9 protein-coding genes are annotated in these 12,942 nt (G+C 61.0%); all 9 read right to left on the reverse strand.

Translation table 11 applies throughout. The annotated features are described in order from the left end of the window. Window positions 1-10: 10 nt before the first annotated feature. The gene (locus PFLQ2_RS22835; RefSeq protein WP_003178272.1) at window positions 11-1,186 is read right to left on the reverse strand and encodes an alginate O-acetyltransferase; all 1,176 of its coding nucleotides are present in this window, start codon (window positions 1,184-1,186) and stop codon (window positions 11-13) included. An 11-nt stretch (window positions 1,187-1,197) separates the two neighbouring features. Then, complete coding sequence (locus PFLQ2_RS22830) at window positions 1,198-2,763, reverse strand: MBOAT family O-acyltransferase (RefSeq protein ID WP_003178274.1); 1,566 nt, start codon at window positions 2,761-2,763, stop codon at window positions 1,198-1,200. A gap of 222 nt (window positions 2,764-2,985) precedes the next feature. After that, window positions 2,986-4,110 (reverse strand): mannuronate-specific alginate lyase, encoded by a 1,125-nt coding sequence (locus PFLQ2_RS22825; RefSeq protein ID WP_033046402.1) that lies wholly within the window; start codon window positions 4,108-4,110, stop codon window positions 2,986-2,988. Window positions 4,111-4,133: 23 nt separating this feature from the next. Then, window positions 4,134-5,585, reverse strand: coding sequence for an alginate O-acetyltransferase (locus PFLQ2_RS22820; RefSeq protein ID WP_003178290.1), 1,452 nt, complete (start codon window positions 5,583-5,585; stop codon window positions 4,134-4,136). A gap of 12 nt (window positions 5,586-5,597) precedes the next feature. Continuing rightward, window positions 5,598-7,187 carry a mannuronan 5-epimerase AlgG gene (gene algG, locus PFLQ2_RS22815; RefSeq protein ID WP_003178294.1) on the reverse strand — a complete coding sequence of 530 codons (1,590 nt, stop codon included), beginning with the start codon at window positions 7,185-7,187 and terminating at the stop codon, window positions 5,598-5,600. 26 nt (window positions 7,188-7,213) lie between these two features. Further along, a complete protein-coding gene (locus PFLQ2_RS22810; protein ID WP_033046404.1) occupies window positions 7,214-8,698 on the reverse strand; it encodes an alginate export family protein in 1,485 nt (494 codons plus the stop codon). Between the two features lie 5 nt (window positions 8,699-8,703). Further along, window positions 8,704-10,209 (reverse strand): alginate biosynthesis TPR repeat lipoprotein AlgK, encoded by a 1,506-nt coding sequence (algK, locus tag PFLQ2_RS22805; RefSeq protein WP_003178296.1) that lies wholly within the window; start codon window positions 10,207-10,209, stop codon window positions 8,704-8,706. A 15-nt stretch (window positions 10,210-10,224) separates the two neighbouring features. Then, entirely contained in the window at window positions 10,225-11,394 is a 1,170-nt protein-coding gene (locus PFLQ2_RS22800) for an alginate biosynthesis protein Alg44 (protein WP_003178297.1), read from the reverse strand. A gap of 35 nt (window positions 11,395-11,429) precedes the next feature. Continuing rightward, the gene (gene alg8, locus PFLQ2_RS22795) at window positions 11,430-12,911 is read right to left on the reverse strand and encodes a mannuronan synthase (RefSeq protein WP_003178299.1); all 1,482 of its coding nucleotides are present in this window, start codon (window positions 12,909-12,911) and stop codon (window positions 11,430-11,432) included. Window positions 12,912-12,942: the final 31 nt, after the last annotated feature.

Consider the following 12,942-nt stretch of genomic DNA (forward strand, 5'->3'; position numbering starts at 1 on the left):
GACCTCTCTTTCAGTTTTGCGCCCGGTCGGGCGTCTCGGATTGAGTGTTAGCGGCGACGTTCTGTTGATTTACGCCGGCTTGTTTGAGCTCTGCGACCCACTGCGGGTCCGCATCGCCGATATCGTTGTTCACGGGCAGGTAGCGCTCGGGGAATTCCCAGATCACCACTTGTGGCGGGCTGTTCTTGAAGGCATCGCTCTTGAGGTAGCTGAGCATCGGCAGAATCGGGCCATGGCCGTCTTCGGCGTAGTTCACCACGTCGCTGTGCAGGGCCTGCTTGAGTGCGCCGACGAAGTTCCAGTTCGGGTTGGCGCTGTAGCTGGTACCGATCAGGGCCACAGGCACCTGGGCGTCGGCGAACAGTGCGTCGTCGCCGGCCGGCTGGTCATCGGCTTCACGGGTGTTGCGCTTGACCAGTGGTTCCTGGGCAGGCATCAGGTTTTCAAACAACGGGTCCAGCGGCAGGAACTGGCGCAGGTCGCCCTTGTGGGTGATTTTTTCCGCAGGTTCGGTGACGAAGCGCTGTGGCTCACCGTTGAGTGGCGTTTTTTCTGCGATGGCCTTGGCCAGGTTCTCGGCGGCCACTTGCGCGCCTTCCGGGGTCCAGTGGGTGTCGGTGCGCAGGAACACTTGCTGGCCGCTTTGCTTGGCCTGTTGCAACGGGCCTAGCAAGTCGGGGGCAAGGATCTTGTCAGCCGCCACGCGGGCATGGAAATCCTGGTACAGGTTGGCGTGGATGCTGGATGGCTTCACTTCGCCCAAATGCTCTGGATACAGGCGCGCCTTGGCAGGCACGATCGCCATCACCAGGGTGATGCCTTGTTCCTTGAGCTTTTGGCGCACGCCTTCGACCAGGGCGTAGTTGCCTTGCAGGTTCAGCTCTTCGTTGACGATCGGGTTGAACTCTTCGTCGCTGTACAGCCATTGGTCGCGGCCCAGGACCACGCCTTTGCGGCCTTCATTGAACAGCTTGTAGTCCAGCGCAGCCCAGATGTTGGTGCCCAGGCGCTTGATCGGGAACTCGTCGTCGTAATGAGTTTCCACGGCCTTGGCCCAGCGTCCGTTGAGTACGGTCGCGTCGGGGTTGGTGCTGAAGCCGAAGAAACTGCGCATCGACCACAGGCCCAGTGCTGTCAGGATCAGCATGAACAGTGCGATGTAAAAGATGCGTAATGAGCGGGTCATGGTCAGATCCCTCAGAACTGGAAGTAAAGGAACGGCGAGAAGCTTTGCGCCGAAAGTTTGAGAATCGAAGCGATGAACAGCAGCAGTACGAGGGCGCGCATCACGTAGCGCGACCAATCCACAGTCCAGTAGGCCGGTTGCACCTGGGCTTCGACACCCACGGTGTAGCCCGGTTCGTGGATCGTGGCCGGGTTATCGCCCGGTACGGCTTTGATCAACCCCGGTTGTGCGGTGGCCGGGCCGTTGGCCTCGGTATTGACCTCAGGCTTGGTCTTGACCGGCGGACGATTGGTGTAGAAGTCCCGCAGGCCGAAGAAGGCGAGGGTGATGTAGGCCACCACCAGCGTGGCGATCTGCAGGCCGGTGAGATTGGCGCGGGTCAGTTCCGACAGCGACCAGTCGCCGAAGCTGAACATGGCACCGTACATGCGACCGGCCACGTGCAGGTTCTCGGAGCGGAAAATCACCCAGCCCATCACCACCAGCAGGAAGGTCAACGCCCAGCGGATCGGGTTGATGCTGCGCGGCGTGGTGTTGATGCCGACGGCTTTTTCGATGGCCAGCCAGATGCCGTGCCAAGCGCCCCAGATTACGTAGGTGATGTTCGCGCCGTGCCACAGACCTCCGAGCAGCATGGTCAGGAACAGGTTGCGATAGGTCATCAGCGTGCCTTTGCGGTTACCGCCCAGGGTGATGTAGAGATAATCGCGCAGCCAGGTGGAGAGGCTGATGTGCCAGCGCCGCCAGAACTCGGTGATCGACTGGCTGATGTAGGGCTGCTTGAAGTTTTCCATGAAGCGGAAACCCATCATCAAGCCCAGGCCGATGGCCATGTCGCTGTAGCCGGAGAAGTCGAAGTACAGCTGTGCGGTGTAGGCCAGGGCGCCGAGCCAGGCATCGCCCGTGGTCGGGTTCTGCAGGGCGAAGCAATGGTCGGCCACCACCGCCAGGGTATCGGCGATGAACACTTTCTTGATGAAGCCCTGCATGAAACGGGTGCAGCCTTCGGAGAACTTGTCCAGGGTGTGGGTGCGGTTGTTGAACTGGTCGGCCAGGTCGCGGAAACGCAACACGGGGCCGGCGATCAGGTGCGGGAAAATGGCCACGAACGCTGCGAAGTCGATCAGGTTGCGGGTCGCCGGGGTGTCACCGCGATAGACGTCGATGATGTAGCTGATGGATTCGAAGATGTAGAACGAGATCCCGATCGGCAACAACACATGGGTCAGGATGAACGGCTCCAGGCCGAAACTGGTCATGATCGCGTTGAGGCTGTCGACGCCGAAGTTCGCGTACTTGAAGTAGCCCAGGATGCTCAGGTCCACTGCCACGCCGAGCAACAGCCAGCGTTGGGCCGGTTTGGTGCGCACGCCGGCGGCACCCACCTTCAGGCCGATCCAGTAGTTCCACAGCGTTACGCCGGCGAACAGCGCCAGGAAGTCCACCCGCCACCAGGCGTAGAACACGTAGCTGGCGATCAGCAGCAGCAGGTTGCGATAGCGTTGCCCGCTCAAGTAGTACAAGCCGAGAAAGATCGGCAAGAACAGAAACAGGAACACATTGGATGAAAATACCATCCCGATCTCTCCATGTTGAATCAACAGTCAAGGGCCAGAGCCCCCCCAAACCCCCCCGTGAAAACCGGGGGGCGTAACACAGTTCATTTCTGATACTGCCCCTGTGGGAGCGGGCTTGCTCGCGAAGGCGGTGTATCAGTCGACATCATTGTTGAATGTCAGACCGAATTCGCGAGCAAGCCCGCTCCCACAAGGGTTCCCTGCCGAGCAGGGATAAGGGTGTCAGCTTCCTTTCTCACCTTTTTCCCGCGATGGGTCGTACACCCGGGTCAAGTCGCCGCCGAGGCGGAAGGTCTTGAACGGCTGCATTTCATGCTTGCGTTCCAACACATCCTCGGGGCAGGTGTAGAGGCTGCAGAACGGCTCGAGCCAGGCGAATTTGGAGTCGATCTTCAAATCCTTCATGTCCTGTTCGTCGCCGTTCTTCTTTTCGAAGATGTCCGGGTCTTTCACCCCGGCCAGCACCCGATCACCCAGGCGCTTGAGGGCACCGTTGTTTTCCTGGCGCAGGTCCACGCCGTTGACCTGGGCAAAACTGGCGATCATCGCCAGCGGCGGCAGGGCATAGTTGTGGTAGGACAGGGCCCGTTGCTTGCGCTTGAGTTCGTTGGGCAGGAAGCCGTCGGCATCGACCTGGTTGACGCCGACCTTGTATTCCTTGACGGCCCAGTCGAACAGGTCGCGGCGGTTGGTTGCCACGGAAGTGGCCATCACCGACCAGGCGGCCCAGTAGGAGTGGTTGTTGGTCTTGTCCAGCGGCAGGTTGTCCCAGTCACTGACCACCTGATCGGCCATACGGCTGAACCAACCCTCGATCAGTTGGGTTTGTTGCGGGTAATTGGCCAATGGGTGGGAGTCTGAAAACTTCAGGCGCACATAAGCCGAAGCCATGCTGCCCAGGGCCCATTTGCGCATGGACTTGCCGGTGTGGTTGAAGTCCTTGGACATCAACGCATCGGCCTGGGCCCAAGTGGTCAGCCAGTTCAGGGTGCATTGCAATTGTTCGGGGCGACCGTCACGCATGAATTGCATCACCTGCTTGCTGACGCCGCGCTCGATCTTGGTGATGTCGGCGGTGCTGTCACGGAAGGCTTTTTCCGATTGCACGTTCAGCGTGGCGCGAGCCTTGTCGGAGCCCTCGTACTTGCTGCGAAATTGCAGCGAGCCGGTGTAGGGCGCCGGAACCGCATCGCAGCCTTGGGCAGGTTCGCCCACCTTGACCTTCTCGATCGGGGCGAAGTAACCCTGTGGCGGGCGCAGCGGGGCGGCGGCCTGGGTGGCCCCGGCGAACATCGCCAGGGTCAGCAGGGACGGTGCCAACAGATTTTTCAACGTTCGGGTGCGCATGGTTCTGGTCATGAGACGAGACCTCATTGTCCGATCTGAGCCGTGGTTTGCTCGGCTTGCGGAGATGCGTTGCGTTTGCAGACTTTCGCTTCTACCTGCAGTGGCGCTGCACCGGCGTCGGGACCCTGGACTTCGACAGCCAGCAGGTTTTGCGAGGCCCAGTCGTCGTCGGTGCGCAGTTGGAAGGCGAAACGCCCATCGGTGTCGGAGGTATCCGGTTTTTCAATCTTGATATCCTCGTGGCGCCCATTCATGTACCAGAGGGTGGCTTGCAAGGTTTTCACCGACGTGTCGGCGAAGCGGATGTCGACCTGGTGGCTGCTGTTACGCAGATCCATGTTCTTGCTATTGACCATCAATTCGTTCTTGCCGGGCTTGAGCGCGGTCTTGCTGCTCATCACCGCCGGCTTGCCTTCGCAACCGTTGTTGTCCAGCAGCGCCATCATCTGGCGGTAGATGGTTTCCTGGTCCAGGCGGTACAGCGGCGAGAATTCCCAGATCAGGATTTTCGGCGGGTTCTTCTGGAACTCTTCGCTGCCCAGGTACTGGATCATCGCACCTTCGAAACCGCCGCCAGGGAAGGCAACGTTGAGGATGTCGGCGCCGATGGCCTCTTCCAGGAAACCGGCAAAGTTGTAGTTCTTGCCGCTGTGACTGGTACCCACGAGGGTGATCTGCGGGTTACCGGAATCACCGAACAGGTCGCCGTCACCGGCTTCTCCCTTGGGCTCGGTGGTGAACTGGTCCATGTACTGGATCGCGTAGCTGGTACCGCACAGTTGCCCGGCCATATTGTGCAAGGTGCCGGTCTTGCCCATGCGGCCGGACTTCTTGGTCTCGAACTCACGCTTGGGAATGTCGGCGAAGGCCGGCAGCTGCTTGACCTTTTCGGCAACGATCTTGGCGGTGCGCTGGGCGCCGTATGGCGTCCAGTGCTGGTCGCCACGGAAGTAGAAATCGTGGGCCGGCAGGGTTTCAGGCTGGTTTTCGTTGGTCAGCGGCGACAGGTCCGGCACCACATAACCCATCTGGGCGAAACGACCCAACATCGATTTGTAGTTGGTCAGGGCTTTCTCGTAATCGAAAGCGGCCTTTTCCTGTGGGTTGAGCTTGTTGCGGTTCACCAGGCCACGGGTTGGCTGGTAGACCAGCACCAGCTCGACGCCTTTTGCCTTGAACGCATCATGCAGCTGTTGCAGACGCTTGTAGCCGGCCGGGGTGGTGTTGAACTCGGTACGCAGGTCTTCCTGGGTACGGAACAGCCAGTCGCCCTGGGCCTGCACCAGCGTGGTGAAGTTTTGCTGGTAGCGCGTGGTGTAGTTCTTTGCATCGTGAGCGGCAGGGCACAGGTTGCAGCACGGTTCGGCGGTGAAAGTCGGCGCCTGGGTTTCATCGGCGCGGGCGCCGCTTGCGGCAGCGAGAATGCCGGCAGTCAGGGCGGACAGGCCCAGAAATTTAATCATCTGTGGGTTCATAAAGGTCATTCCTCAGTCCCGCATTTCGGTCTGGCGTTCGACAGGGTCGATCAGCACGGCTTTCTGCTGGCGCACCAGCAGGTCGAGAATTTCATCCTGGCGTTCGCCAAGAATCCCCGTGAAGCTGATGCCGCTGGATTTGGTCGGCGCGAGCATGGACACGCGGTACAGCTCGACGCTCAACGGCGAGTCGATGGACAACGGACCGCTGCCATTGCCGGCCAGTTCGCCACCGACCACGATCAGCGACACTTCAGCGTCGAACGGGTCGAGCTTGATGTCCCGGTCGGTGTCCGACAGGTCCTTGATGTGGCCGTAGAGGCCGGTCAGGCCGTTGGCCATGGACAGGTTTTCGTAGAGGCGGATGTTCACGCTGTTACGAATCCGGATGCCGTGGCGCTGGTTGCTGATCACTTTGTTGCCCCACAACAGGTTGTCAGCACTCTCATAGAGGGTGATGCCGTCGGTGTGGTTCTTGTAGATCTCGTTGTAGGCGATCAGGTTGTTCACGCTGTTACGGTCGATCACCACGCCCGAGAGTTTGTTGTCGTAGCTGCGGTTGTTGATGATGAAACTGTCGTTGACCTCACGGGAAATAATGATCCCGTGCTTTTTCTTGGTCCCGTAGACGGTGTTGTCGGCGATGATCAGCCGATGCGAACGGTCGTGGGGGTCAATGCCATAGACGATGTTGTCTTTGTAGGTGTTGCTCTTGACCACGAAGTCGCGGGTTTCATAGCAGTAGAAGCCGTACCACATGTCCGAAAACTCGGAACCGATGATCCAACCGGTCGGTTCCGGGCGCTTGAGCACCTTGGCCATGTTCGGGGTGTACTGGGAAATACTCACCCCATACGACTTACTGTTGGAGTAGCCGAAGCTGGCCATCTTGGTGTTGACGATGTAGGTCTCGGTACCACCCCAGGCCAGCAGGAACGGACGGAATTCCTTGGGCGAACGGAACGTGGCGGGGCCATTGTCCTTTTCACGCCAGCCGGTGACCTTGGTGTCGCGGATGAACATGTGGCCATCGTTGACCAGGAACGAACCGCCCTCCTGGGACAGGCGCAGTTCCTGGGTCTGCTTGTCGATTTCGAGGATGCCTTTCTGGCCGACGACAATCGGAATCTTCGCCAGGTAGACACCTGGCGAAGATTCGATGATGTACTTCGGCACTTTCTTGGCCAAGTCCTTGAGGTTCATGTAGCCGTCGTCAACGAAGATGGCCTGTGGGATGCCGTGCTGACGCACGACCCACTCGGCCATCTTGTTGTCGCCGCCGATGAAGTCCTTCAAGGCGTTTTCCTGCATCATCCGGCGCACGCTGATCTTGCCGGGCTTGCTGCGCACGATCTTGGCCGCGACCGCTTCGGCGGTATAGCCTTTGAGGTCGGGCAGGGTCGGCTTGGCCAGCTCCAGCGGTTCGGTCGGCGCGCTGCTGACGGTGTAGGTCTTGGCCCGTTGCAGTTCTTTGACCACGTTGCCCGGCTTGACCGCCGGTTCAACGTTGGCGAACGCCGGCGAGCCGGCCAGCAGCATGGCTGCGACCAACAGGCTGATCGAACCTTTCATCGCCTGGCTGTTCCTGAGGTAGCGGTTCATATCGGGCACTCCCATGGCCATTCGCATCAGAAGCGCCAGATCACGTCGACGAAGGCACGATGCATATACGAATCGACCTCTTTGCCGTAGGCGTCGCCTGGCTTGAACACGCCGCCACGAAAGCGCACCAGCGCCGACGGCTCATCAATTGATTGACTCAGCGCAGCCGGCAGCAGGCCTTGCTTGAAGTACTTGGTGACCACCAGGTCGACTTCCTGGCCCAGGTCCTTGTCGCCGTCACGCAGCGGCAGGGTCGAGGTGGAGAGGATCGCGCCGGTCACGTCGTCGGTGTTGTTCTCCACGGCGTTGATGCCGTTGCTGCCCACCGGCTTGTTGCCGTCCACGCGCCAGAACTTGTGGTACACCAGGCTGGCGTCGTACTCGTCACGCAACTGCCAGGAACCGAACAGGCTGGCGCTCTGGGTGTTGGCCATTTCGCCACGGAAGGCTTCGCCGAAACGGTGGACGCGCGAGCGGGTGCCGGTGAAGTTCGAACGGTTGCTTTGCAGGCCGTTCTGTTCGTAGTCCTCGCTGGCCCGGGCATAAGCCGCACCGACCTGCCATTGCGGGTCGAGGCGCAGGCGAATACCCAGGTCGGTGGCCCAGCCGTCCACGTCATCGCTGTGCTTGGCTTGCGCGGGGCGCGTGCCGTCGGCGTTGAGCGGGTTGACGGTGTCACGGTCGCCGGTCATGCCGGTCAGGCTGGCCCAGTAGTTGATGGTGTTGGTGTTGCGCCAGTTGTAGGCGTCGCTGTTGGCTTCCAGGCCCAGCCAGGTCAAGTCACCGTTCTGGGTCTTGTCCAGGGTGTCGGTGGGCTCGCCCGGGGTCGGGTAGTCGAGGCTGCCGTTGTCATGGGTGTGGTGGGCACGGATACCGGCCCACTGGCCTGGCATCCACTGGTAGCTCACATCACCGTAGACGTGCAGGCGATCCTTGTCCTTGGGGGACAATTCCTTGAGGTCGGTGCGGTATTCGCTGAACCGCTCGGCGACGCCGAGGTTGGCCCGCAACAGGGTGGTGTCGAAGATCCAGTTCAGGGCTTCGATATTGGTGTCGCGCCATTGGCCGTCGTCGTTGCGCAGGCGCTGGCGGCCGAACTTCAACTGCTCGCCCGGGTAGGGGGTCAGGCCGCGATAGCCAATCCAGAATTCGCGCATGGCCAGGTAGCTTTTCTTGGCTTCGCGGTCGCCACTGTCGGTTTGCTGGTTGGCGCCATCGGACTGTTGCAGGGTATCGGTCTCGATAATGTCGGAGGACGTCACGGCCTGGGCCATGGCGTAGGCGCTCCAGGCACCGCTTTCACCGTAGACCCATGGGCGCAGGTCCAGGCCGATACCGTTGACGTCGCCACCGCTCTGGGTGCCGAGGTCACGGTCGTCTTCGGACTGGCCGGTGATTTTCACTTCCAGGCCAAAGTTCTTGGTGTCCGTCAGGGCCGCCAGGGTCGGGCAGGACCACAGCAGGGCGCACGTCAGGCCAATACCGGCCTGTACAAAAGGATTGAGCTTCAAAAGCTTCATAGAGGTTCCTCGCCGTCATCTTCTTTTAGGGCTTGCAGTTCCAGCGTATCGGGGCTCATGGCGCCGCGAATGGCCTGCTCTTGTTGTAGCAGGCGTTTCGCTTGTGCAAGTTGTTCCGGCGGTAATTGTGCTTCGAGGGTCTGGGCAAGCTCGATCGCCTGCGGGGTGTTTTGCACCTTGGCCAACTGGCTGAAAACGTAGGCGTTGACCGGGTTGGGCTTGGTGCCCTTGCCTTGGGAAAAGAGCTGGGCGATAGCGAAATCGGCGCTGTTCTGGCCGTTGCGGGCGGCCTTGAGCAGATGGTCCAGGGCTTTTTGCGAGTACACCTGGCCCAGGTAGCCGCGGCGATAGATCTGGCCGAGGTAGTAGTCGGCGGCCACTTCGCGGCCAACGGCTTTCTGGAAATGCTCCTCGGCAGCCTTGGCGTCGGCTGGCACCCACTTGCCCTCGTAGTACAGCTTGCCCAGCAACAGTTCGGCGCGCGGCTGGTCGGCGGCGCGGCCGTTGTCCAGGTATTGCATCATCTTGTCGACGTCACCCAATTCAGGGAAGTCGTAGAGCAGTTGCGCCAGGCTGACCCAGGCGGCGGGGTAGCCAGGGGCGATGCCTTCGAGCAACGACTGGGCGGTCTTCTCGTCCGTCTTGCCCAGGCTGGCATCGGCCAGTACGCGAGCGACGCTGTCCACGCGCTGTGCGGACACGACGCCACGGCTGTGACCGGCCTGCATTTGCTGGATCAACTGGGCCTGCTGGTCCGCCTGGCCGCGTTTCTGATAGACCGTGGCCAGTTCGACGTAGCAGATGTCAGTCGTGGCCAACGCGGCCTTGCAGACCTTCTCGACTTCGTCCAGATGCTGGTCATAGGTGCCCTGGGTGCGATAGAGCAGAATCTGCGCCAGGCCCGCTTCCGGGTAACCGGCGCTGCGCCATTGGTTGATCTGCTGCTGGGCGTTGACGTTCGGGAAACTGTGGGGGTATTGCAGGTACAGCATCGCCAGTGGGATGAGCGTGTTGCCTTCACCGTTGGCGAAGGCTTTCTTCAACAGGCCTTCGGCTTCGTGTTTTTCAGCTTCGGTGGAGCCGGGCTTGGCCACCAGCAGGCGACCCAGGCGGGCCTGGGCCCGTGGCGAGATATCGGCCGCGGCGCGATAAGTTGCCTCGGCTTTTTTCATCTGCTCGGGATCGCGGCTGTCCACCTGGATATCGGCCAGGCCGACCTGGGCTTCGCTGTAGCCCAGGTCTGCCAGTTGCTGATAGTTCTGCTGCGCCAGCGCCGTGTCGCCACGCTTGAGCGCTTCGTTGGCCAGGCGCTGGTCGGGCAAGCCGGCGCAGCCGCCAAGGCCGATAGCCAGCGCCAGTGCGCACAGTGCATGTCCCGTGTGGGAGCGGGCTTGCTCGCGAAGCAGGCGCTGCGTTGCCACGGTGAGACCGCGTTGATCCTTTCGCGAGCAAGCCCGCTCCCACAGGAGCTGTGGGGTGGTCAGGATTTTTGTAATGGTCACGGGCATATCCTCGACTTAACGACCGACGGCCATGGCTTTGTCCATCAGCCAGCCCAGGTTCGGGCCACGGTCGCTGTTGACTTCTACTGGACGGCCGGACAGCGAGCTGTCCAGTGGCTCGTCAGGCTTGATCAGCACGCGGATATCGGAGGACAGGTCTTCGCTTTTCAGGCTGGTGCTGCTGACGATCTTGCCGGTACGGGTGGTGTCTTCGCCGGCGACCTGGAAGCTCACCGCAGTGCCTGGACGCACGTCGCCGAACTGGCGATAGGAGAAGCGCGCTTCGACGTTGGCTTCGGTGCCGCGTGGAACCAGAGTGAAGATCACGTCGCCCTTGCTGGCGTACTGACCGTTGGATACCAGCTGCTGGGACACGATGCAGTCGCATGGAGACGTCAGGGTGCCGGTCATTTGCTTGCCGAACAGTTCTTCAACCTTGGCCGGCTGCAATTGGTTGTCGTCCAGATGACCCTTGAGCACGTCGAGCATGCTGGTGCTAAAGGTCGCCAGCGGGGCGCCCTTGGCGGCAACGCCGTCAGCCTTGACCAGGCTTTGCACGGTGCCGTCACGTGGCATGGTGATGGACATGCCTTGGACGTTCACCAGACCAGCCTGGGCATGGCTGACGAAATACATGCCGTACACCGACTTGAAGATGAAACCGAACGCGGCCAGGCCGACGAGGAAGATCGCCAGGCTGAAGGTCACGGCCCGCAGGCGACCCAGGACGGTCATGCCGCCGTTCTGGTCCTTTTGCTTGCGCGCCTTGGTGAAGTTGTCGCGCTGCAGGGTCGCCAGCACGTCGCCGACGCCGACGATATCGCCGGCCAGGTGCGAGGTGATGATGTGGCGCAGTGTCGAGATGTCCCGCGGCTCCAGGTTCTGGAACTGGCAACCGGTGCGGCCGGTCTCGCGGTCGTAGGAGCGGATCTGCAGCTCCACATCCATGGCCAGGCCAAGGTTGTCGATGACGAACTGCAGGCGGGCCTTGTAGGTTTCACCGATTCTCAGCGGCGTCTGGCCGGCGTTGAAGCACAGCCCGCCCGCGGACAGGTCCAGGACCTTGACTTCCATGGGTGTACGGTCTGGGCCGAAGAAACGCAGCTTGGCCGGGATTTTTACCCGGGCGTGTTGGCGCTGGGCTTCTGATTCATGCACTACGTTGACATTCACGGCGGTGTTCATAGGGGCGATTTCCTAGTTAATTCATGCAAGTCCGGTCAGACCATCGTCAGCAGCACGGCGACAAAAATGCTGCCGGCGGAGAAGGTCATGGTCCGAGACGACCAAGTGTTGAACCAACGTTGAAAGCTGGCGAGATCACGGGTCAGGTGGGTGGGCTGGCGAGTCCAGGACTGTTGGTCGAGGCGGAAGAACACGTAGATCTTCACCAGCGCGCCGACGATCTGGTTGTAATAGAGAATCGCCGGGTAGGCAGGGCCGATCCGGTGACCGGAGCACGACAGCAGCAAGGTCAGGATCAACCGTGTGATGCCGATCCACAGCAGGTACACCAGGATGAACGCGGTGCCGTACTTGAAGCTGGCGATCAAGGCCACGGTCAGGCCCAGCAGCGAAGTCCACATCGATACACGCTGGTCGAACAGCACCACCGAGGTGAACAGGCCCAGACGTCGCAAGCCCAGGCCCAAGGCCCGGGAGTTTTGCCGCAGGTTGTTGCCGTACCAGCGGAACATCAGCTTGCGACTGGCCTTGATGAAGCTCTTTTCCGGCGGGTGCTCGACCGTGTTGATCGCTGCATCAGGCACGTAGAAAGTGTCGTAGCCCAGGCGCATCAGGCTGAACCAGCTCGACTTGTCGTCACCGGTGAGGAACTTGAAGCGGCCCAGGCGCCAGTGTTGCAGCGAGTCGCTTTCCACGTCGGCGATGAAGTCCGGGTTCGTCACCACAGTGGCGCGGAACACCGACATACGCCCGGTCATGGTCAGCACGCGCTTGGACAGGGCCATGGAGCACATGTTGATGTGACGCTGGGCGAAACGCAGTTTGTGCCATTCGCTCATGATGTAGCCGCCACGCACTTCGCAGAACTCGTTGGTGGTCAAGCCGCCGACGTTGCCGAACAGCTGGAACCACGGCACGGTCTTGCGCACGACGCCTTCGGCGAGCACGGTGTCGCCGTCGATCACTGCAACCACTGCACGGTCGTCCGGCAGGTGGCGGGAGATGGCGCGGAAACCGAAGGCCAGGCCGTCACGCTTGCCGGTGCCGGGGATGCGCACGAAATCCAGCTTGACGTGCGCTGGCGGGTTCATGCGGGCCCAGAGGCTCTTGACCAACAGTTCGTCGGACATTTCCACGATGGAGCAGACCACGGTGGTGGGCAGCCCGCAGTCGATGGCTTCGCGGATCACCGAGCTGTACACCTGGGCGGTGGTCAGCGCGTCGATCCGAAAGCTGGTGACCATCAGGTACACATGGGACGGGTCTGCCGCGCTGCCCAGCTTGCGTACCTTGCGGCGCAGGTGCGGGTAGACGATGTACAGGAAGATCATGCCGCGCACGAAATGCGTTGCTCCCATGGAGTAACGCCAAATGCCCACGGCACCGATCAGGAAGATGAAGTCCTTGGATTCGGAGTCGAACGTGGACGTGGGCAGCGCCGTGGCGATGCCCATCAATAAACTCAAGTAAAACAGCCAACCGGCGGCCTGAAGCAGGCCGTGCTTTAGCCTGTGCATAATCTGCATCCGTCTCTATCTCGGGCGGGCC

The organism is Pseudomonas fluorescens Q2-87, assembly GCF_000281895.1.
GTDB classification, from domain to species: Bacteria; Pseudomonadota; Gammaproteobacteria; order Pseudomonadales; family Pseudomonadaceae; genus Aquipseudomonas; species Aquipseudomonas fluorescens_S.

Bases quoted from the DNA above. Each gene is read 5' to 3' on its own strand.
- PFLQ2_RS22830 (WP_003178274.1), bottom strand. From the start codon at position 2,763: ATGGTATTTTCATCCAATGTGTTCCTGTTTCTGTTCTTGCCGATCTTT.
- PFLQ2_RS22820 (WP_003178290.1), bottom strand. From the start codon at position 5,585: ATGAACCCACAGATGATTAAATTTCTGGGCCTGTCCGCCCTGACTGCC.
- PFLQ2_RS22825 (WP_033046402.1), bottom strand. From the start codon at position 4,110: ATGCGCACCCGAACGTTGAAAAATCTGTTGGCACCGTCCCTGCTGACC.
- PFLQ2_RS22835 (WP_003178272.1), bottom strand. From the start codon at position 1,186: ATGACCCGCTCATTACGCATCTTTTACATCGCACTGTTCATGCTGATC.
- PFLQ2_RS22800 (WP_003178297.1), bottom strand. From the start codon at position 11,394: ATGAACACCGCCGTGAATGTCAACGTAGTGCATGAATCAGAAGCCCAG.
- alg8 (WP_003178299.1), bottom strand. From the start codon at position 12,911: ATGCACAGGCTAAAGCACGGCCTGCTTCAGGCCGCCGGTTGGCTGTTT.
- algG (WP_003178294.1), bottom strand. From the start codon at position 7,187: ATGAACCGCTACCTCAGGAACAGCCAGGCGATGAAAGGTTCGATCAGC.